25 protein-coding genes are annotated in these 19,909 nt (G+C 36.5%); 10 read left to right on the top strand and 15 right to left on the bottom strand.

The genetic code is table 11. The features are described 5' to 3' along the window. Positions 1-189 precede the first annotated feature (189 nt). Both ABMA76_RS05920 and ABMA76_RS05915 read right to left on the bottom strand, forming a co-directional pair. Positions 190-510: a hypothetical protein gene (locus ABMA76_RS05920; protein ID WP_392908099.1), complete on the bottom strand. Its 321-nt coding sequence runs from the start codon at positions 508-510 to the stop codon at positions 190-192. Positions 511-619: 109 nt separating this feature from the next. Next, positions 620-1,234 (bottom strand): Crp/Fnr family transcriptional regulator, encoded by a 615-nt coding sequence (locus ABMA76_RS05915; protein WP_392908102.1) that lies wholly within the window; start codon positions 1,232-1,234, stop codon positions 620-622. 115 nt (positions 1,235-1,349) lie between these two features. On the opposite strand from ABMA76_RS05915, the gene ABMA76_RS05910 reads away from it, so the two are divergent. The 4 genes from ABMA76_RS05910 to ABMA76_RS05895 all read left to right on the top strand — a co-directional run bounded on the left by ABMA76_RS05910 (position 1,350) and on the right by ABMA76_RS05895 (position 4,360). Further along, the gene (locus ABMA76_RS05910; protein WP_392908104.1) at positions 1,350-1,757 is read left to right on the top strand and encodes a YeeE/YedE family protein; all 408 of its coding nucleotides are present in this window, start codon (positions 1,350-1,352) and stop codon (positions 1,755-1,757) included. Continuing rightward, positions 1,757-2,173 (top strand): DUF6691 family protein, encoded by a 417-nt coding sequence (locus ABMA76_RS05905; RefSeq protein ID WP_392908106.1) that lies wholly within the window; start codon positions 1,757-1,759, stop codon positions 2,171-2,173. Before ABMA76_RS05910 ends, ABMA76_RS05905 begins: the two co-directional genes overlap by 1 nt. A 78-nt stretch (positions 2,174-2,251) precedes the next feature. Next, complete coding sequence (locus tag ABMA76_RS05900) at positions 2,252-3,598, top strand: sensor histidine kinase (protein WP_392908108.1); 1,347 nt, start codon at positions 2,252-2,254, stop codon at positions 3,596-3,598. A gap of 3 nt (positions 3,599-3,601) precedes the next feature. Beyond that, positions 3,602-4,360 carry a hypothetical protein gene (locus ABMA76_RS05895; protein WP_392908110.1) on the top strand — a complete coding sequence of 253 codons (759 nt, stop codon included), beginning with the start codon at positions 3,602-3,604 and terminating at the stop codon, positions 4,358-4,360. Here the strand turns inward: ABMA76_RS05895 and ABMA76_RS05890 are convergent. The 3 genes from ABMA76_RS05890 to bfr all read right to left on the bottom strand — a co-directional run bounded on the left by ABMA76_RS05890 (position 4,332) and on the right by bfr (position 7,019). After that, on the bottom strand, positions 4,332-4,772 hold the full coding sequence (locus tag ABMA76_RS05890; RefSeq protein WP_392908112.1) for a hypothetical protein: 441 nt from the start codon (positions 4,770-4,772) through the stop codon (positions 4,332-4,334). The two genes, ABMA76_RS05895 and ABMA76_RS05890, sit on opposite strands and share 29 nt — an antisense overlap. Beyond that, complete coding sequence (locus ABMA76_RS05885; protein WP_392908114.1) at positions 4,772-6,463, bottom strand: FecR domain-containing protein; 1,692 nt, start codon at positions 6,461-6,463, stop codon at positions 4,772-4,774. Before ABMA76_RS05885 ends, ABMA76_RS05890 begins: the two co-directional genes overlap by 1 nt. Positions 6,464-6,542: 79 nt before the next feature. Beyond that, positions 6,543-7,019 carry a bacterioferritin gene (bfr, locus tag ABMA76_RS05880; RefSeq protein WP_392860904.1) on the bottom strand — a complete coding sequence of 159 codons (477 nt, stop codon included), beginning with the start codon at positions 7,017-7,019 and terminating at the stop codon, positions 6,543-6,545. Between the two features lie 130 nt (positions 7,020-7,149). Here bfr and ABMA76_RS05875 point away from each other — a divergent pair, with 130 nt between their 5' ends. Next, complete coding sequence (locus ABMA76_RS05875) at positions 7,150-7,383, top strand: hypothetical protein (protein WP_392908116.1); 234 nt, start codon at positions 7,150-7,152, stop codon at positions 7,381-7,383. Positions 7,384-7,461: 78 nt separating this feature from the next. On the opposite strand, the gene phnE is transcribed toward ABMA76_RS05875, so the two are convergent. Genes phnE through ABMA76_RS05860 form a run of 3 tightly spaced genes read right to left on the bottom strand, consistent with a single transcriptional unit; the run spans position 7,462 to position 10,288 of the window. Beyond that, on the bottom strand, positions 7,462-8,556 hold the full coding sequence (gene phnE, locus ABMA76_RS05870; protein WP_392908118.1) for a phosphonate ABC transporter, permease protein PhnE: 1,095 nt from the start codon (positions 8,554-8,556) through the stop codon (positions 7,462-7,464). Positions 8,557-8,580: 24 nt separating this feature from the next. Then, a complete protein-coding gene (phnC, locus tag ABMA76_RS05865) occupies positions 8,581-9,342 on the bottom strand; it encodes a phosphonate ABC transporter ATP-binding protein (RefSeq protein WP_392908120.1) in 762 nt (253 codons plus the stop codon). 28 nt (positions 9,343-9,370) lie between these two features. Further along, positions 9,371-10,288 (bottom strand): phosphate/phosphite/phosphonate ABC transporter substrate-binding protein, encoded by a 918-nt coding sequence (locus ABMA76_RS05860; protein WP_392860899.1) that lies wholly within the window; start codon positions 10,286-10,288, stop codon positions 9,371-9,373. Between the two features lie 219 nt (positions 10,289-10,507). Here ABMA76_RS05860 and ABMA76_RS05855 point away from each other — a divergent pair, with 219 nt between their 5' ends. After that, positions 10,508-10,768, top strand: a complete 261-nt coding sequence (locus tag ABMA76_RS05855; protein WP_392908122.1) for a hypothetical protein — start codon at positions 10,508-10,510, stop codon at positions 10,766-10,768. Between the two features lie 14 nt (positions 10,769-10,782). On the opposite strand, the gene ABMA76_RS05850 is transcribed toward ABMA76_RS05855, so the two are convergent. After that, positions 10,783-12,231 carry a hypothetical protein gene (locus ABMA76_RS05850; RefSeq protein WP_392908124.1) on the bottom strand — a complete coding sequence of 483 codons (1,449 nt, stop codon included), beginning with the start codon at positions 12,229-12,231 and terminating at the stop codon, positions 10,783-10,785. Between ABMA76_RS05850 and ABMA76_RS05845 the strand changes: the two genes are divergently transcribed. Beyond that, positions 12,230-12,475, top strand: a complete 246-nt coding sequence (locus ABMA76_RS05845) for a hypothetical protein (protein WP_103217354.1) — start codon at positions 12,230-12,232, stop codon at positions 12,473-12,475. The two genes, ABMA76_RS05850 and ABMA76_RS05845, sit on opposite strands and share 2 nt — an antisense overlap. On the opposite strand, the gene ABMA76_RS05840 is transcribed toward ABMA76_RS05845, so the two are convergent. Beyond that, on the bottom strand, positions 12,438-13,559 hold the full coding sequence (locus ABMA76_RS05840) for a phosphatase domain-containing protein (RefSeq protein ID WP_392908127.1): 1,122 nt from the start codon (positions 13,557-13,559) through the stop codon (positions 12,438-12,440). The two genes, ABMA76_RS05845 and ABMA76_RS05840, sit on opposite strands and share 38 nt — an antisense overlap. A 55-nt stretch (positions 13,560-13,614) precedes the next feature. Here ABMA76_RS05840 and ABMA76_RS05835 point away from each other — a divergent pair, with 55 nt between their 5' ends. Further along, positions 13,615-14,322: an MgtC/SapB family protein gene (locus tag ABMA76_RS05835; protein WP_392908130.1), complete on the top strand. Its 708-nt coding sequence runs from the start codon at positions 13,615-13,617 to the stop codon at positions 14,320-14,322. Positions 14,323-14,326: 4 nt separating this feature from the next. Here the strand turns inward: ABMA76_RS05835 and ABMA76_RS05830 are convergent, their stop codons facing one another. The 3 genes from ABMA76_RS05830 to ABMA76_RS05820 are packed head-to-tail and all read right to left on the bottom strand — an operon-like array spanning position 14,327 to position 16,126. Then, complete coding sequence (locus ABMA76_RS05830) at positions 14,327-15,502, bottom strand: Hsp20 family protein (protein ID WP_392908133.1); 1,176 nt, start codon at positions 15,500-15,502, stop codon at positions 14,327-14,329. Further along, entirely contained in the window at positions 15,499-15,846 is a 348-nt protein-coding gene (locus ABMA76_RS05825) for a hypothetical protein (RefSeq protein ID WP_392908135.1), read from the bottom strand. The genes ABMA76_RS05830 and ABMA76_RS05825 overlap by 4 nt, the downstream gene beginning before the upstream one ends. Continuing rightward, positions 15,821-16,126 carry a hypothetical protein gene (locus ABMA76_RS05820; RefSeq protein WP_392860890.1) on the bottom strand — a complete coding sequence of 102 codons (306 nt, stop codon included), beginning with the start codon at positions 16,124-16,126 and terminating at the stop codon, positions 15,821-15,823. Before ABMA76_RS05820 ends, ABMA76_RS05825 begins: the two co-directional genes overlap by 26 nt. A 250-nt stretch (positions 16,127-16,376) precedes the next feature. Between ABMA76_RS05820 and ABMA76_RS05815 the strand changes: the two genes are divergently transcribed. Next, positions 16,377-17,297, top strand: a complete 921-nt coding sequence (locus ABMA76_RS05815) for a hypothetical protein (RefSeq protein ID WP_393061119.1) — start codon at positions 16,377-16,379, stop codon at positions 17,295-17,297. A 15-nt stretch (positions 17,298-17,312) separates the two neighbouring features. Further along, positions 17,313-18,182 carry a hypothetical protein gene (locus ABMA76_RS05810; RefSeq protein ID WP_392908140.1) on the top strand — a complete coding sequence of 290 codons (870 nt, stop codon included), beginning with the start codon at positions 17,313-17,315 and terminating at the stop codon, positions 18,180-18,182. A gap of 12 nt (positions 18,183-18,194) precedes the next feature. Here the strand turns inward: ABMA76_RS05810 and ABMA76_RS05805 are convergent, their stop codons facing one another. Further along, entirely contained in the window at positions 18,195-19,082 is an 888-nt protein-coding gene (locus tag ABMA76_RS05805) for a hypothetical protein (RefSeq protein ID WP_393061117.1), read from the bottom strand. Between the two features lie 121 nt (positions 19,083-19,203). Then, a complete protein-coding gene (locus ABMA76_RS05800; RefSeq protein WP_393061115.1) occupies positions 19,204-19,866 on the bottom strand; it encodes a hypothetical protein in 663 nt (220 codons plus the stop codon). Positions 19,867-19,909: the final 43 nt, after the last annotated feature.

Genomic DNA, 19,909 nt, shown 5'->3' with positions numbered 1-19,909 from the left:
ATTTTTTGTGGACTTTCAAAAATGTAAGACGTGATTTCAAAGTGTTAAAAAGTTAATTGTTTAAACTAAATATTTTTACATTCAGGTTTCTTGAGGATTTCTAAAGACTATTACGGGATATTTATTTAGTTGTTTAAAAGGGCCCAACTTGAAGCTGGGCCTGATATTTTTTAAATTTATTTGCTAGGATTATTCGGCCGCAAAGTAGCCAATATAATCAATCGAGCATGTATCTGGGTTAACTGCAACTGCAGCATTGAACCAACCAGAGTGCTCTGAGCCGATTGCTGAGTAGATAAGCTTGTCTTCATTGAATTGTGCTAGCTTATTACCTCTTTCATTTAGAAGTTCAGTTCCTTCAGTTAGATACATTAGGTATTTAACTTGTAGTGGACGATCTGCTCTAATTTTTCTTTCAAGTCGCTTATTGACAACATTGTCACAAGCAATTGAATTAGAGCTAATGGCTAAAAATGAGATAAGAGTTAGAAGAGTCATTACTAGTTTCATAAGATGGCCTTTGTGTGGGTTTTAGTTGGCCGCATCCTATCTAAGTAGCGTCATATAGACAAGCTTGAGCTACTTTAAATGTAAAATTTGCTATGAAATTAACAAGATCTTAATAATTCTCACTAGAGTATTTTAGAAGCTTTTGCTCGTCCACAATTTCGATACTTCTGCCACTCTTTGTAATTAAACCTGCGGACTCTAGTTCACTTAAGATTCTTGTAACACTCTCAAAAGTTGATACCGCAAAATCTGCAATTTCTTTACGAGTCCAATTATGCTCAGGGTGCTTAAGTTTTAAATAGACCAGGGCTTCAACGATTCTTGCTTTGGCCGACTTATCTGCCATTCCTGCCAGTCTTCTTTCAGCATTTCCAAGCTCCCTCGCTAAGATCTTCGTCATATTCTTAAGTAGGGCCGGGCTTTTAAGACAAATATTGTCACATTGTTTACGATCAATGAGCATTAGCTTTGACTTTGTCAGACTAATTGAGTTGGCGTGATAAGGTGTTTCTAAAAAGTATGAACGATGACCGAAGATTTCTCCTGGCCCATAGACTCTTAAGAAGCTCTCTTTGCCATTCTCGCTATTGTAGTAGAGGCCAACTATACCTTCTTCAACAATATAGAGGTATTGAGGGGATTCTGATTCTCTGTAAATTGTTTCACCTTTTTGATACTGTCGATAGATAGGTTGTTCAATATTATTTAAGATTTCCTTAATCATGTTTTTCCAAGTTTGATGGCCATCAATGTTAATTTATAATCATTATATATAATTAATTTAAGTTTGAAAGTCTTTGGAGTATTGCAAAGGACTGATTTATAAAAAAGGTGAGTATATGACTAACTTTACATGGCCTCTCGTTGGCGGGATATTAATTGGAGTTTCTGCTGCTTTTTTGCTCTTTTTTAATGGGCGAGTTGCTGGGATCTCTGGAATATTTTTTAATTTTCACAAGAAGAATGACGGTGGCTTTTGGCGCATCTTCTTTGTGTTAGGACTCTTAGCTGGGGGTCTTGTTGTTAAATTAGTGGACCCAAGCTTTTTTAATTATGCCCTCAATCTAACATATACTAAGGCCATCGTAGCTGGATTATTTGTCGGTGCTGGAACACAACTTGGCTCAGGTTGTACTAGTGGGCACGGTGTATGTGGCCTTTCTCGTTTCTCAAAACGATCTCTGGCCGCAACTCTTACATTCATGGCCGTTGCTGTCGCAGTCGTATCTTTAATGGGGTTATTATAATGAAGAAATTAACAAGTTTAATTGCAGGTATGATATTTGGTATTGGTTTAACTGTTTCAGGAATGGTTAATCCAAAGAAAGTCATCGGTTTCCTAGATATCTTCTCTTTACAGGGGGGATGGGATGCCTCTTTGGCCTTTGTTATGGGTGGTGCCGTTGTTATTGGTGTTATTGCCACTAAGCTTATTACTAAGCGTGGTGCTCCGATTTGTGATGTTCAATTTCACTTACCTACAAAGACGATTATTGATAAGAAGTTAGTCTCAGGTGCGGCCCTGTTTGGGATTGGTTGGGGGATTGCTGGTATTTGCCCAGGCCCTGCTATCGTCAATCTAATTAATCTTTCAGCTCCGATGGTAGTATTTGTTCTAGCAATGATCGTGGGTTCCCAAATCTCTAAGAAATTGGCTTCATAATTCCACTTTTTTAGATAATTTTTTTATGCGTCAATTAGTCTTATTGACTATGGCGCATAAAATCATTACTCTTGTTTAATGTATGAATATTTACACCAATTCTCTCTAAATTTTTGGCTTGCTTTTGGTTATGTCCTAATTGCTCTTGGAGCTGCGACATATTTAATCTCATTAGGTGTGACAAGTATTCATCTCAATCGCCTAAGCCAAAATGCACAGTCTTCTCCTATCAAGACAGTTGTGATGTGCTTTTCTCAAGCTGCAGTTTGCTTAATCATTGTCTCTAATTTCTTTTTTCCCCTCTATTCTGTTTATAAAGTTCCTTTGACATTGGTGATGTTTATTTTCACTTACACTGCTAGGTGTTTTTATTGGCGCAATCTTTCAGAAGTATTTAACGAGAATAAGACTTTAAGAGTTATCTATAACGGTATTGTTGTAGGTGCTATTGGTTGTTGCCTCATCCATTTATTTTGGTTTTTAATAAAGGGACCAGGCCCTTGTTGTCTCGGGGAAGAATTTGTTAAAAATCCTGCATCAAATTATATCTTAAAGGTACAGATTCCATATTTAATGAATGATAGTTTTGCAGGTTTTGTAAAGTTTTTTACGATCTCAGTATCTCTTGTCTACATTCGATTTTTTCTAATCTCATTAAAGTCTCGAGACTACCTCATGATATTTGGACTCTTTATTAGTGTTTTAAATATCTTTTATACAACGAGCTATCATGCTTTTGGTTTCAAGTATTGGATTCCACTCTATTTTATAGTGGATTTATTAGAGTACACAAGGCTGCAACAACTTGAGGTTTCTCATTTTGCTCAAAAACTTAAAGAGCAAAAGCAATCATATAATTCTATGATTCATGATTTGGCCAACCCACTACAGTTTACAAACTTACGTTTGCAAAAACTAAAGCGTGAAAGCTCGATAAACGAGTCCAAAGAAGTTAAGGCGATTTATGAAGGGACAAAAAGTGCCATTGATATTTTAAATAACTATAAAAATCAAGGCACAAACGACTCTCTTATATCGGATGTTGTAGAAGAAGTGATCTCAATTTTTCCCGACGTTAAAATTATATATACTAGGCCTCATAAAGAAGTGAAGGTAAATAAGGGTATTATCAAGAACTCCTTGATTAATTTGATTAAAAACTCTCATGAAGCACTTAAGGAAGAACTTGAGTGGATAAAAATTAACATTAACAATGTTGAAGATCGTCTTGTTATCAAAATTATTGACAATGGAAAGTTTGTTAATTTCAAATCTCCTGAATTGGCCTTTGATTTTGGCTCCTCAACTAAAGGCGACAAAAGGGGAGTAGGACTTTATTCAATAAAAAGAGAAATTGAAAAATTGAATGGTAACTTGAAGTTAGATAATGAAGAATCATTTACCTGCTTTACTATAGAGATTTAAAATATGCTTGATCTAAATCCAAATGGTAGCACTATAAAATTGATTCCAGTTGTCTACTGTATCTTCACATTTATGGTTGGTTTGTACTTTCTCTATTTGAGTTTAAGCTCCTTTCGTGTTCGCCAAGTCTTTAAATCTAATTATGCAATTGAAAGAATGCCTTTTTATCAGGCCATTATTTGTTTTCTTGTCGTATCTGTATTCTTTGTTCCTTTCTATTCCGACTATAAAGTAGGAGTTGCGCTCTTGATTTTTCTCTTTCTTTTCTTGGCCCGTTTAGAATTATGGAAAATACTTGGAGATTATCTTCAGGAACATCACCTGTTGATGATTCTATATAAGATAGTGGTCTACTTAGCACTATTTATCTTTGGTATTCATTATCTTATCTATTTGATGGAAGGTAGCGGTGCTTGTTGTATAAGTGATAATGTTATTGCAAAAAGTAATAATCAACTAGCAAAAACTCTATTACCATTTAACTTGAGTAATCTTCTAACTTCCTCTTATCGAGTCGTGGCGTTCTTAAGTCTTGCTATTTATATGCGCTTTACTTATCTTTCTTTTAAGAAGGCCGACAAATATTTATTTGCGGGCCTTGCAGTTCATATTATTTACTATCTACATTTTTTTGTTAATTTCTTGGTGACTCATGATTATTGGGTACCTATCTTCTTTCTTGCTGACTTAGTTATCTATTTAAGATTAATTAAGCTTGTTAAAAAAAAAGTAGTTAATTACATTTTCCAAGTTCAAAATTAATTGTTCCGTATCCGTTTACACAAGTCGAGCAATTCATATATGCTTTAACTTGATCTCCAGGAGCGATATGGACGTTAACATTTCCTCCTGGAAATGAAACTGGCATTCCCGCTGAAATATTATTTAGGTAGACTTCAAAATTTGCTCCTGAAACATCTCCAGATTTTGTTTCAATATAAATATTTTCAATACACCAATATTGAGATGTATTGTAGCCTTCAACATCTGTTGCATTCGTCCCAACTTGATTTTGAATCCCGAAATACCAAGTTAAGGTTGTATCCGCATTAAAGAAGTCAAAAGAGATAACGGCCCTATTGTCATTTTCAAAAAGGTAGGCATTCCCATCAGCATCTGTTTTAAAGCATGAAGATAGACCTAGTAGTATTGTAATTAGTAGTAGCGTTCTCATTAAAACTCCATTTCATATAAGACGCTGAAGTCTTTATTTTTAATAATGATATCTTTTACGATAAATTCGCGATGTAAGAAATTAAATAGTAGAGCAGTTGATTTAGAAAGATGTCTTCTTGCTCCAAGCTCAAAGCCTTTTCCTGAGTAGATGGCAATATTAGGATGATGAGAGTCAACAATATATGAGCGGTAACTTGTTAGGAAGCTCCAGTTATCACTGTAGTCATATTCTGCTCCAAATTTTAGATAAGGTGCAAATTGTGTTCTCTGATCCATGACTGGTGTAAGGCTTGTTTCAAATCGAGCTGTTAGAAACATTTCGTCATTCATGAAAAATCCTGTTGTAAGTCTAAAGCGATTATTTAGCCTGTAGTATGCTTGAACTCCTAACTCAAATGTTAAGATGTCATCATCCATTTCTTCTGGCTCAAGATCTCCGCGATCCATGAAATAGGCGTGAATTCCAAAAATATAATCAAGATATAATTGTTGATTTAAAACATGACGGTAATGACCAATAATATCCGCTCCAAGGCCACCATAATTGTCATCATCGCCACCGTTATTATTGTCCATATTAGCGTAATTCATCTGCTTTACACTTAGGCCAGTTTTTAATCCCCATGAGTTCTGCAGTCCTGCTAGTCTAGCAGGGCCAGAATTAGGCCCATGATCAACAACTTCATGTCCTTGAACTTCTTTGTATTCAATCTTTTCATTAAGTTTTTTGACAACTTCTTTCGTTTCATCGTCTTGTTTCTTTGCGACAAAGCCCTTCTTCTTATCAAGTTCAATTCCATTGGCCGCAACAAATTGACCAGTGTTCTTATCGACACTACCGATATCAAGTGACTCGTCTTGAATCGCTGGAATAAAGATAGCTGAATCAAGGTCGACGATGGCACCATTTTTTGGAACTTCATCGGCTTCGACATTATTTCCATACAGCTTAGTGATTTCTTTCTTACTCAACTCTTCATTGCTAGCAACTTGAATATCACTTCTTTTTACACTTTCAAGATTTTCGTTCTTTTCAAGGGCCATTAGCTGACTTGGGTTTACTTTCTGTGGTGGAATTTCATCGTATAGGTGAGCGTACGTTGTCGAGGCCGTCCCTTTTTTAACGATTGTTACATCATCACGGTCAACATTATCTTTAACTGTCTTTTCCGGATCAATACTCTCGCTATTGATCTTCTTAACTGCAACTTCACCTTCTAGTGTTACTACTGATGTGGCCTGGTTCTCTTGACTTACCACCGTAACAAATTCTGTTCCACGAACACCTAAGGCCATGGTCTTTGTCTTTACATAGACTTTATTAAAGGCACTATGTCCTTTTGACTTTTTTGCAGGAACGATCTTTGATCGCATCTTTCCATTCAAAACTTGGATAATACTTCCGGCCTTTTTTTCGACCTTTGTTAACTCGATTTTTGAGTTTGGCCCTACGACGATATAACTACCATCTTCTAGAATTTCGATCTTCACAAAAGAGCGCAATCTCGTGACAATCGATGTATTTTCCTTAAGGAGTTGACCTTTCTTTATCCAGCTGGCCTGCATGGCCCCTGGTGGAAGCTGAGAAACTTCTCCTCGAATATTGACGACCTTGGCGAAGGCCGCAATTGCGTTTGCTTGGAAAAGACTAAGTGGAATTAAAATAAGTAATAGTTTAATTAGATTCATAAAAGTAAACATCCGTGTTTAATTAATTTATCTAATTATAAATAAAAAACAGGTGAATGTTTACTTTTTTTTACTTTCTTTAAACAGATTCAGATGCAGTCTGTAGATAATTTTGTAAACCAATTTTATCAATTAGTGAAAGTTGAGTCTCAAGCCAGTCAATATGATCATTTTCAGTATCTGAAAGTAGCTCTAAAAGAATATCTCTTGAGACATAGTCATTAACTGACTCGCATAGAGCAATTGCTTTTCTGAGTAATTTACTATTTTCAACTTCATATTGAAGCTCGTCTGATATCAGCTGCTTCACATCGCGACTTGGCTTATATGGTAGGCGAGTACCTAACTCAGGTAAGCCTTCTAGAAAAATGATTCTTTCAATAAGCTTAGTTGCGTGGATTGTTTCATCATCTTTCTCATGATCAATGCGTTCATAAAGCTTTGTTAGCCCCATGTCTTGGAAAAGGCGTGAGTGAAGGAAATAGAGATCGATGGCCGATAGCTCTTGTGTTAATAATTCATTAAAAATATTGATAACTTCTTGATTTCCCTTCATTTTTTCTCCTTTCATAAAGCATACATGAAAGGTGACTTTTTTCAAATACAATAATAGTTGAGTAAGATGCTAAAGATATTCTTAAGTATATCCGATAAATTTACTACGTGAATAGGACGTAGGAGGAATTATGAAAAAATTAATGGCCATGGCCGTATTAGGGCTTACGCTCGTTTCTTGTGGGTCTTCCCCCCAACGGGATATTGCCTCAGTAGATGGTGCTTGTTCACTACAAAAGCACCCAGCTAAGAATCATTATCGGATCTTGATTAATGAGAAACCTCATAGCCAGTATTGGTACACAAAAGGTGATGCATTGAAGATTCAAGATTCATTCTCGAAAAAAGGAATGTGCGGTAACTAGAATAAATTATTAAGGGAGAGAAATAAAAAGGCCCGCGGATGCGGGCCTTCTTTTATATAGAAATCAATTAGATTAATTCTATTTGATGGCCTCTCTAATTTTAGAAGATAGCCAGTCCATGATCCAAACAATCGCTGCAATAACGATTACTAGAAGACCAACTTCGTTCCATTTTGCTAGACCTTGGTACTGCATTAGCATTGTACCAATACCACCACCACCAACTAGACCAATTACTGTGGCCATACGAACGTTGATGTCCCAACGGTAGATTGAGAATGATAGGTATGGAAGAACGATTTGAGGAACAACACCAAACCAAATTACTTGGATAGGGTGAGCACCAGTTGCCATCATTGCTTCGATTGGTCCATTTGAAACGTTTTCAATTTGCTCAGAGTATAGCTTCGAAAGTGAAGATACTGAGTGAAGGCAAAGTGCCATCATACCAGCGAAAGGCCCGATACCAACCCATACAGAGAAGATAATCGCCCATACAAGTGGCTCAATTGAACGTGAAACGTTTAAGAAAAATCTAACGACAGAGTAAACTGTCATTGTTAGACGAGATCCATTCATAAGGTTTCTTGCTGCAAAGAATGCTAGAACAAATGCAATTGGAAGTGCTACTGCTGTTGCAATAAATGCCATGTAGATCGTTTCAATTGCTGCAAAAAGAGCTTCTTCAAAAATTGCAAAATTTGGTGTTAGAAGAGCAGTAAAGATCCTCTTTGCACCAGTCATTCCTGATTCAGAAAGAAATTCATAAATTGAAATTTGTGAAACATAAATACTAGCAATAAATGTTAGTACTACAGTTGCAATAAGTACGAATGAGAATGGCTCTTTCATGAATAGAGTGTTCTCATCTCTTTTCATAATTCCTGTTAGCCCACGTCCAAGAGACATTTTAGTTGTGTAAAGAGCTGCTGCTACTACAAAACCTGCTCCAAGAGCAATAAGTGGCTGGTTCCAAGTAAAATCAGGGTAGCGTAGACCAAGAATTAGTCTCTCCCATACGATCTTCCATGAAACAAGAATCATGTATGACCAAAGAAGGAAATCAATTAGGAAAGAAAAGAAATTCATCTTAACTTTGTATGATGTGTACTCTTCTCTTGGTTTTGGTAAGTTATTAACTTGCGTATCTGCCGTTTGAGTCGTCGTTGTCATTATTTAATCCTATATCCAAAAAACTTAGTTAATTGTTACTTCTACAGCATCTTCACCGTAGATTGTCTGGAACCATTCTTCGTTAATATCAAGTGGTTGACCTTCATAAATTAGCTTCCCTCCTTTAAGAGCTACTACGCGTGAAGCGTATTCTCTAACAAGTGATAAGAAGTGAAGGTTACAGATAACAGTAACACCAAGTTCTTCGTTAACTTTCTTAAGGTATTGCATTACCGAGTGAGAAGTTGCAGGGTCAAGAGACGCTACAGGCTCATCAGCAAGAAGTACCTTAGGGTTTTGCATAAGAGCACGAGCAATAGCAACACGTTGTTGCTGACCACCTGAAAGATTGTCCGCACGTACGTTTTCTTTACCTTCAAGACCAACGATCTTGATGTATTCCATTGCTTTTTTCTTATCTTCTTCAGAGTAGATACCAAGTACCGACTTGATAACTCCTGTTCTTGCAAGCGTTCCTGAAAGAACGTTAGTCATAACAGTTCTTCTTGGGATTAAGTTAAAGTGTTGGAAGATCATTCCGATGTGTGAGCGAGCATTTCTCATTGCTGCACCCTTAAGTTTCGTAATGTCTTTTCCTTCGAAGATGATCTCACCACTTGTTACATCGTGTAGGCGGTTCATACATCTAAGCATTGTCGACTTACCTGAACCAGACAGACCGATAATAACAAGGAACTCACCCTTGTTAACGTTAAAGCTAACGTTATTTAGAGCGTGGCATCCGTTAGGATAAACTTTGTTAACATTTTTAACTTCTAGAATCATTTCATTCTCTCTTTATTTAAAATAAAACCTATTTCTTGTTTAGTTGTTCTTCAAGATTGATATTTAGTGTTTTAATTACGTTTCTTAATCCATCGTAATCTGCATCAGTTGTATCAACTAGGCCACCTACACTGTAAATATTTTCAAATACATCTTTACCTTCCGGAGTAGCGATATATTTTTTAACAGCTGCAATAAACTTCTCTGTTACTTCTGCCGGAAGATCTTTTCTAAATACGAATGGGTCGTTAGGAATTTTTTCAGTGATTTGAACGATTTTTACTTTATCTTCAACATCTGGGAATTGTGTTTTTACACGTGAACGTGCATCACGGATTGTTCCATCAGAAGATGGAGCAGAGTAGTAAGTTGCACCAGCATCTACTTGTCTTTGGTAAACCATTGTTACAACGTTGTCGTGCTTAATAGCAAAAGTTGTATTACCTGGCTTAACATCATTTTCCATCATAATCTTAAGTGGAAACATATAACCTGAAGTTGATGAAGGATCTGTGTAAGCGAATTTCTTACCTTCTAGGTCTTTGATTGAGTTAATTCCGCTATCTACGTGAGCGATGATTTGCCCTTGGTAGTAATCGTGTCCATAACGAAGAACTTTAAGTTTTGCACTAGCTCCATATTTTTCGTTTGCCATTAGGTAACCAAAAGAGTTCATAACTGCAATGTCTGCTCTTTTTGAACCAAATGATTCAACTACTGAAATGTAGTTTGTTGGAATACCTGTTTTGAAGAATAGGCCAGTCTCTTTTTCTAAGAATTTGATAAAGTGAACTGAGTTCGATGCAATTGTGTCTGCATCAACTGAAGGTGTGAAGTATAGTTTTACAGGATTGTCTTTACTTCCTAATTTCATATCCCTCTTGCAAGAGATTCCTGTTGTTATTGCTAGCACTAAGCTCATTACCGCAACAATAGTGTGTTTCATTGGTTGTTCTCCTCGTATATTGAATCCTAATATATAGAAACCTAAAAAAATCTAACATTTTGAAATTACGCTCTTTTAGCATGAATAAGGCATTTTTTTAATGTCAACCTAATCACAATTATAATTTTCTTTAAAAACTGAATAATTTCAGTAATTTAATGAAGGTAGTTTTTATAATATTTAATCTTTGTTTAATTTGATCAAGGCTATAATATATACATGGCGTTAAATATCAAAAAACTCGAAAATCCTGTGCGTCCAACTGATCAAATTAGCTCTGATCAGACACGCGTCAAGAGGCTACACAAAGGCTGTGATGGCTCAAAAAATTTTGATGAGAGCAATAATGATAGTAAGCGTATGTCATTGATTAAAAGCTTCCTAGAAGAGCTATACGAACGTAAGCACTCCGTGAAAAAGAAGCTTAAGGACAAGAAGGAAAAGGTGAATGAGGCCATTAGAAGACTGGATATCCTCTAATTTTTTTTCAAAGCCTACAGCCCTGATGTTGGACAGAAGTCGAGGTGGTTTGGCCTTAGTAAAGTTGTTTTCTTTAGGGCCTGATGGGCCAGTTTTCCAAGCTTTGATTCTGTAAAAACCACTCTTTTAAGCTCTTTTGGACCTTCCAATAAATTGATTTCTTCATTCATCAGAATTTGTAATCTCTGCATAAGAATTAATGCCAGATCCTTATGGTAAGGGCCAAGGCCAGGATAGAGTTTTATGAGGTTTTGATGAATATATTGCTGAGTTTCTCGATGAGACTCAAAGATATACTGACAGGCCATAAATACTAACTCGAGCTTGGCGATCAACGGTTTCTGATTTCCCGCTATTTTCTTGGCAAAGACAATGGCCAGTTGAATTTGATGATAGCAGTCCTCTGAATTATTACTATTAAAGGCCACTTGAGCATGATTGAGATAATTCTTTATCGTAAAGATCTCTTTTATGGACTTTGATAATCTTGGTGTCTTCTTTGTCACAGAAGGACTCGACTGAAAAAGGTCACTGTAGTGAATTTGCTTAATCTCAAAATTCTTTGAATCAATAAGTGAAAGAAAAATATCATTTGAATCAATCGTTAGGGCCGAAACTGTTGTTGGCCAATGCTTCTTTTTGTAAATCTCAAGATGATACTTAAAGGCCTCTTTTGTGCCTCGTGATTGTCCATCGCGAATATCTACTTCTTGGCCATCGATTGCGATGATCTTATAATTACCTAGCGAGTCTTTTACGTGAAACTCCCAATGAAAGACTAATTGTTGGCCCTTTAAAAATTTCTCTACTTCAACAATATCATTAAAGCCAAGTAAGATAACAAGGGCAAGAAAGCTAGCACTCATTCCATGGTAATTAATCTTTAGAGCATCTCTTTGAACTAACTGAACACTTAGGCCTGACTCGTTGACGCCACCATATGTTGCAAATGGAGACATGAGATTTTGAATGACAATGGCCTCAAGATTCTCCGGTGATTTGAAATGAACAAATCTTAGCTTGTCATTAAAAGTCTCTTGAATTGGAGTATTAATTAATTCAATTGGAGAGTTACTTTCAAGGTGATGATCTTTAATTCCTTCAAAAATTGCACTTGGATTATTTAAGTACTCATGCATGAAGCTTAGGTAGAGAGCGTCCTTGGCCCTTATACCAAGACCTTTGGCATAGCTATTAATTAGCTTATTATAAGAACTTTTGAAGAGTTCTTGTGAGTCTTCCTTTTCCTTTAAAAAGGTACTCTGGTAGGCAAATACCTGACTAAAGAGTTTATGGATTGCGCCTTTTAAGATATTTGGCCCAAAGTATGAACTTTCTTTCAAGTTGCTCCAGGCAAGATTTACGTCTTCCTTATCTAATGCGGCCAATTGATAAATTGATTCTTCTAAGTTGTCGAAGAGTTCTATGTATAACGGAGAATTTTCTTTAAATGGAGCGCTCATGTCTAATATTTTAAGTTCACTTGTTAATCCTAGCAATCAAACTTTTATTGCCGTATGTGTTGCCTTATCAGGCCTCAGAGTGGCCATAGAATTAACTCGATTTTCTCCAGCTAATTGGCCTATTTCAAAACAATTTTCTAAAAACTTTGGTGAAGATTTCACACAAAGGTTTCACAAAGTTGGTCTCTATATTTGTATTGGACAAATTATTCTGTGGGCGCCTGAGCTTCTATTTGCTTCTTAGAATCTTCCTTAAGAAGGTTTCCGTCATATAACTCAATCTTTCCATGATAAGAATTAAATGGAGCACGAATATTCAGTTGTGACTCATTACCTTTCTTTCTAATGTAGATCTTTACTTCTTTATCGAGTCCGTGGTGTTTGACGTTATCTTTGATTTGGAAAATCTTATTTAAGAAGAGTCCGTTTTGACGGGCCGTAACCTTAAAGTCTTCTACGCGTTTTAGCTCATTCCAAAGTTGTCTTGGTTCCACTCGTCCGGACATTAGTTCTGAAAATGTTAAGTAGATTAGTGGATCAGACTCAAAATTATCACCCATTAAAACGACTGAAGATGGGATATCTGTCATATTAACAATATCAAGGAGGTGCCCAAGTTTATAGATCCCTTGAGTCTTGATATCTTTTGGAGTTAGATCATTTTCTAAGATCGAAAGAATACGACGATAGTCTTTTAAAAAGATTCCGGCCGTAAAAATCTCATTAGCGTAAAGCCAATCGCGAATTGCATCTTCATAAAAGTGCGGAGACGCAGATAGAATAAATGGATGGTAGCCCATTTCAATATATGATTTTAAAAGCTTTACTGAATTTTCTAGAGTTGGATAGTTTTTTAAAGGACTCGTCAGTGAGTCATAGATCTCACTCGGTTTAGAGTACTTTGTTTCAACTAATGTTTTATCAAAGTCACAAATGATGATCTTGCGATTATCTGTAATCTTTAATGGGATAAATGTTCCAAGATGTAATTCAAGCCCTGGGTATTTTGAAATTTCGTAGGCCTCAATCTTTGCTAAGCAATCCTTGCAACCCTTTGGCAGAGGAATTTTGGCAAGCAGCCCACCATATGAATCTGTTTCTAAGTTCTTTGTGAACAATTCCTTGTTATTGTGATCAAGGGCCACAACCTTGATTTCGAACTCATAGGCCCTAAGTAACTTATATGCTTGAATAGGAAAACGCGCTTCAAATTTTTCAAAATCCTTATTCTTCGAATACAAGTTTTCACTCATTGTGAAGTCTGCCTTGATATTAAGGTAGTTATTCGTTTGAATAGCTAAAAAATTTACGGCCTTGGCCCTTTTCAACTTATAAATCCTTGTTAAAATAGACTTTAGTTTATTTTATTCCACAAGAGGTTATATGTATATTGAATTCATTGGAGAGCAACCAGTTTATATTTCGATGGGCATCAAAGTAGTTAGCTCAATTATTCTAGGTGGCTTTATTGGATATGACCGTGAGCAGAAGATGAAGTCTGCGGGGATAAAGACGAATATGTTGATCTGTCTTGGAGCAGCGACATATACTTCCTTAAGTGTTTTAACCATGAGTGAGCATATGGGAACGGTGGCCGACCCCAATCGGATGGCCGCGCAAATTGTAAGTGGGATCGGTTTCTTAGGTGCCGGTGCCATTATTCAAGGCCGTGGCAATGTCGTTGGAATGACAACTGCTGCAACAGTCTGGGTTGTTGCCGCTATTGGGATGACTGTAGGATTTGGCTACCCTGTTATCGCTGCTTTAATTACAATCTCTCTCTTTGCTGTTCTTCGTTTGATAAACCCGGTTTATCGTATGCTTGAATCAGACAAGGCAAAGCAAAATTTCTATATCGAAGTTCTTTCAAATGGACGTATTCGTGGCCATGTAAAAGAAATTCTTTACTCTAGAGTTGAGGATATTGAGATTGTAAGTGAAGAGGTTCTTGATGCGGTTTCGGATGAAAGACTTCTAACTCTAAATGTTCAACTTCACCCTCGTTGGGTTGCACTAATTAAGCGTGAAATAAAAACACTTATTCGTGTAAACAAGGTAGAGTTTCATCAAAGAGATCGCGATATTTTATAAGAAATTATCTTTTTGCTATACGATAGGTAAGAGTCGAAGTTCCAATATCGTAATTTCGACTTACCTTTTTTCCATCAAGAATATCTGGTACATCAAATTGTCTAACTAAACTTTCTGAACGCTTTGACTTGAATGTACTACCATTTTCTTCAACTCGTTGATCAAATTTTCTGTTTTGAGTAACTGTTATACCACGCTCTTGAGCATTGATATGTATGGTTTCTTGCTCATGCTTAGGCACTTCGATGGAAAAGTAATAAAAGTTCTGATCACTCTTAATACTAGGTTCTAGCTTTGTAATATTATAGAAGCTGTCCTGGCCTTTTTCTTGGATCGTTTCCTTGGCCTTTGTGTAGTAGTTTTTAAGAGTATTTAGCTCTTCATCTATCTTTGTTTTAAGACGTCCCATAAGCCCTTGATGCTCTTTTTGGAGGGCAACATACTTTTGTTCAAAAGCATCCTTTCTACTCTTAACTGTATCCTCGTGGAATGCTTTTTGTGTTTTGAGCTCATTTTGTTGGAAAACACCTGTTTGTGTCAGCTGTTGATAATGATCGTTCTTAAGCTTAGACATCTCTTTTCGTTGCTCTTTTTCAAGATCTTTCACCGTTGTGGAGTTTTCTTTTGAGAGCTTTTGAACACGCTCATCAAATTGCTTATTAATTCGTTGAATAAACCCATCATTTCGAACAGAGATTTCATTAGCAAGGTTTTTGGCCTTTGCCGTCTCATCAATGATGAACTCTTCATTGTCATTTTTTATCTTATTGGCCAGATCATTTACTGTATTGGTCGTGTCTTCAAGGTCGTCACGGCCTCTTTGATGGACATACTCTAATTGCTGTTGGTAATTATCTCTGATGGAGTCGATATTTGCATCAGCTTGAAGTTTTGCATAGCTTTCTTGCTTAGCAAATTGTTGGCCTGTCTTCTCAAGACTTTCTTTGATATCATTGAGCCTGGCCTCTTTGTTATTGAGTGATTCGATGATAGCGACTTGATTCTGATCACGAACTGAGTCGAGTTTTTCTTCTCCAATAATTCTTTGGTCATTTGCCATTTGATTATAGTTTTTACGGATTGACTCAATTTCTTGTTTCTTATCTTTTATGAGACGATCACGCTCATTTTTAAGCTTTAGATTCTGCTTCGTAAATTGGTTGCTATCTTCAATTCTCATAGAGCTGCATCAACTCCTTGCTGTATCGCTTCAGGGTTGTCTTGTGGGGTTGTCGTGTCCATGAGCTTTGCTAGGGGAGCATTACAAATTGGATCTCCTCCAGTATGTCCTTTACACATCCAAGTGTTAAGAAGATTTACACGAATTGAACGGTTACCACCGTGATACTTCACATAAGAGTTTGGGTCTAATGTCGAGGTAATCACAACACTTGCTGGCCCTCTTGGGTTTAGGCGAGAAGAAACCATATACTGATAGACACGGTACTCAGCGCTAGCGCTTAGTGTGATTGCAACAGTTGCAACGAAGAATAATGTTTTACTGAAGCTGCGGATTAGCATCAAGAATCTTTCCTTCGACCATTTCAACTAGGGCACGGGCCACGATGTATTGATCAATTTCATCAAAAGTTGAAAATAACACACGTTGTTTTTCAAGATTGTTATGAGATGAGATTTTTTTAAGTAGAGACTTTGCTTTTAGACGTTGTGCTTTAGTCATACGAACTTCTTCAAAATTACTTCCCATAGCAATGTCTTCAAATAATGGGAAATATCCATTTGCACCAAAATCGATTAACCTTTTAATTGAATCATAACGTTTTAAAAATCCTAACTCGATCAACTCATTCCTCCTGAAATTCTCTAGAGATATTTTATAAATTTTAGGGGCCTTTTGGCAGTCGGAATACATTTCCATTGATGCTATACGTATTTTCGGCCTAATTTATGAACGCGTATCAGCAAGTCGTTGTTATTGTAGGCTTAGTTGAGCGTTGTGGTAGGATATGCTCGCATTGAAATTAAGAAAATATAAAGATACAATTAAGTAGGCGCTAAGAAGGCGTTAGTTTTTTTATGAACAAGGAATGTTTTTGATGAATATCTTAACAGCTGCAACCCTGACTATTTTATTTAACTTTTCTGCACTTGCTTTGGTGGACTATTCTCCAAAGTCATCTGGTACCAACTCATATAATCCTGTGTCTACGAGATCTAGTGCTCCTGCTAGAAGTGAAAGGGCAGTCCCTCGCCCTCAAGCTCCAAGCTCTAGCTCTGATTTTTGGGCCTTTCTTCCTGATTATTATGATTTTTCGTTAGGATACGCAGCTCATAAGTCTTTTTTCACTGACGAGAATATTAATTTTGTTAACTTCAATTTAAAGATGGGATTTGCTCATGGGATTTTTCTCGATCTGGCAGCAAGTGGTGCACAATCTCTTGAGACTGCTGAATTTGAGCAGGCCAATTCCGGAGTGAAACTAGGTTTTAACTGGCTCGAGGTTGGAAATGACTATAATAAACTTATTATTGACTCATATCTCGGGATGCGATTTAAAGGAAAGAGCGAATACGCAACTCAAAGAAATGATCGCGTGCTAGGGATTACTACTGAAAAGCGTTTTGGTGCGGCGGCCCTTGGTGTCGATTACGAAAGAATATTCGCTGACACTCTTGATACTGACGAAGAGATGGCCATTGGCGATATTTCTCATATTAAAGCAAACCTAGGAATTATGGTTTCACATGAGATTCAATTTCTTCTTACGTATGGTGAAGTAAAGGTTGCTGCTAGTGATTTCTTTACTGCTAATTCTTTGCGTTCTGATTTAAAATACTCATACTTAATGCCACAAATGTTCCTTCGTATGTCACGTTCTGTTCGTTTAAATATGGGGGCAGGATTTCAGGTTACTCGTCCTGATTCTTCTGTGTTAAATGAAACAGCAAAGCTTTGGGACCTGCCTGTTTTATACGGGAATACGCTATTTGCAGGCCTTAATTTATCAATTTAAAAATAGGATACGTCATTGTTAATTTCAGATAATATTTATTATTGTAAAAATTGTAAAAAAGTTGTTCCTTCAATTGAAGACTTACTCTTTGTTGAAGATGGATCCAATCTAAGCTTTTGTAGTGAAGCCTGTATTGAAAAATTCTATTCTCCACTAATTGACTACTTTACAGGAAAGATTGAAAAGAAGAGAAAAGATCTTAATATTGTGGATGAGGCCGCTCTAGAGGCCTTGGAAAATCCAAATTTTGTTGACCGCGTTCTACATAAGCCTGATGAGATTTGGCGTTTAGAAAATGACCTAAAGGAAGAAATCTTTACTTTCATTTCCAAAGTAAATCATAACGGCGAAGATATTCATTTGATGGCCCTGTGTTTTGTTTTTAATCACACACCTTCTTTTGTCTTGGCCCTTACGGCAACGTCTAATGACTACTTCGTTCAAGACTTTCAGGTAGGTGAGGAAGTTGAATCCCTTGAAGACTATCATCGTGAAATTGAAGATAATTCAATTTTAGAGCCTGAAGACTTTGAGCTTATTGAACTTAAAAAATCTAAGCTTCTTGCTGAAATGATGATTCATAGAAAGGAGTTTGATATTCCTTTTGAAGACTTCTCTCTTTATATGGATTACTTGCGTCCTACGATAGAGACGTATGATGAGCTTTATGAATTTAAGGATGAAGATGGTGATGAGGCCTTTGCTTATTTTAAGGCATTTGAAAAAAGTGGTGTTAGTTTTTTCTATATCGCTCTTTGTACTCGAATCGAAAAAGGAGAGCAGAGTTTAATTGTGCCAATTATCTCTTTTCCAACAATTGATGGCGATCTGTCTAATTCATATAAGTCAGGCAAGCTCATTGATGGAAATAAGCTTGCCCATTAATAACTGGTACTTTTAAATGGTGTTAACTTCGTACTGAATGTATTTGAAGTTGTAATAACTTATAAAGATATTTATATGTCTCTGAAGCATTTTAGGTGATTTTGTTGAACACCATGTTTTTCTGACTAATCGGTTAATAGAGTCCCTAAAGATTGCACAGGTATGATTTAAAATAAAAAGTGGGTCATATCCTTTTCTCTTTAATTCCCCCTGCCCAGCTACACATGAGCGACCACCTTCATAAGCTTTGTAGGTACAGGATGAAAGATATTTTGAAACGAACTTTGGATAAGACTTATGCATGTCTGATTTTATAATAGCGTCTTTATCAATTGTCTTAGAAATGCTCTCAAATAATTTGGTAAGTCCAGCTTCGTGATAGCTCTTTCTGTACCCATACTTTCTTCGTGATTTCTTAGCGAGGTGGCCAAAGGCCGGTATCTGTGAGACCTGTGCTCCAAGGATCAGTCGAGTGTCCTTATCAACTGCAATAGAGATCGAAAGTGGTTTCATTTTCGTATGCTCAATTGTTATCATGTCATCAAATTGCATATGAGTGACTTTTTTCTTTTCTAGATAATCTAAGAGCTTACGGTGTTGTCTTAAAGCTCGTTTCTCCAGAGCGATCATTCTTCTTGCAACAGTTTTTCGATCCATTTTTAATACTTTTGCAATTCGTCTCATTGATACTTTTGCGCAAAGTAGATGTTCAATCATTGAACTATCACGTCTTCTTCTTAATCGATAATGATCATTTGATGTCGCTTTGGAAAATCGTTTACCACACCCTTTGCAACGATACCTTTGAATACGTTTAGAGTCGTCAGCTCTAAAGTAGCTTCCATCTTTATTGATATTCTCAAAACTCTTACATGTTTTATTTGGGCAGATAACTTTCATAGGGAAAGTTATGCAAGTTGATTCTCAGATTAATTTATGTAAGTTATTGGAAATTAAGGGAGTTTGAAATGGCGTATCTAATTATTTACTAAAAAGATAACACCATTTCTCAGGACCAGTTTTAAAATGATTTGTAGAAATACTGATTTAGTGACTTGAAAGCGTCACAGTATGTGCGGTCATTGTAAAGGTCAACATTGATTGAACACATAAAGTAAGCATCATAAGAGATTAGCTCACGGTTAAATGGAGAAGGGAATTCATAAGTCTTCTCCTTCATGACCATCACACCATTGATTCGAAAATTTTGATAGCGTCCATAATCACGGTTTTTAGTTAAGTTAAACAGTGAGATCGTCCCTGAGCTATCAATATACTTACATTGAGCAGATCCTAGATAAATTGAATTTCCAGATGCTTCAGAAGTAGGGATGACACAAATTCGAGAATTTGGATCCGGGTTTTTAAGTTGTACATAAATTTGAGTTTCGTTTGTACGAGACTGACAAATAGTATTTGGTCCAAGGTGACTATTTGATGTATTTGCAAAACCTGTTTGGCCGTCTAATGACCAGCTACAGTGAGCAATCGCACTAGGAATATTTGCATTTGAGCCATTAGAAGTTGAGCTTCCCGAGTCATCAATGTCGATAACTGAGCCACCACCTGTACCTAGGTTAGAGTTAGGGCCTGTACTATTCGTATCATAAATAGAACGGGTTTCTCTTGGAGCGACACATGAGGTAAGCGCCATAATTGCTGTGATAAAAATTAGTCTTTTCATTCAATTCTCCGAATTTACCACCTAACTTATCGGTAATTTTGAA

The organism is Halobacteriovorax sp. ZH5_bin.2, assembly GCF_043196375.1.
Classification (GTDB): domain Bacteria; phylum Bdellovibrionota; class Bacteriovoracia; order Bacteriovoracales; family Bacteriovoracaceae; genus Halobacteriovorax_A.
The sequence above is the reverse complement of the archived record's forward strand: the minus strand, read 5'-3'. Positions and strand labels throughout refer to the sequence as shown.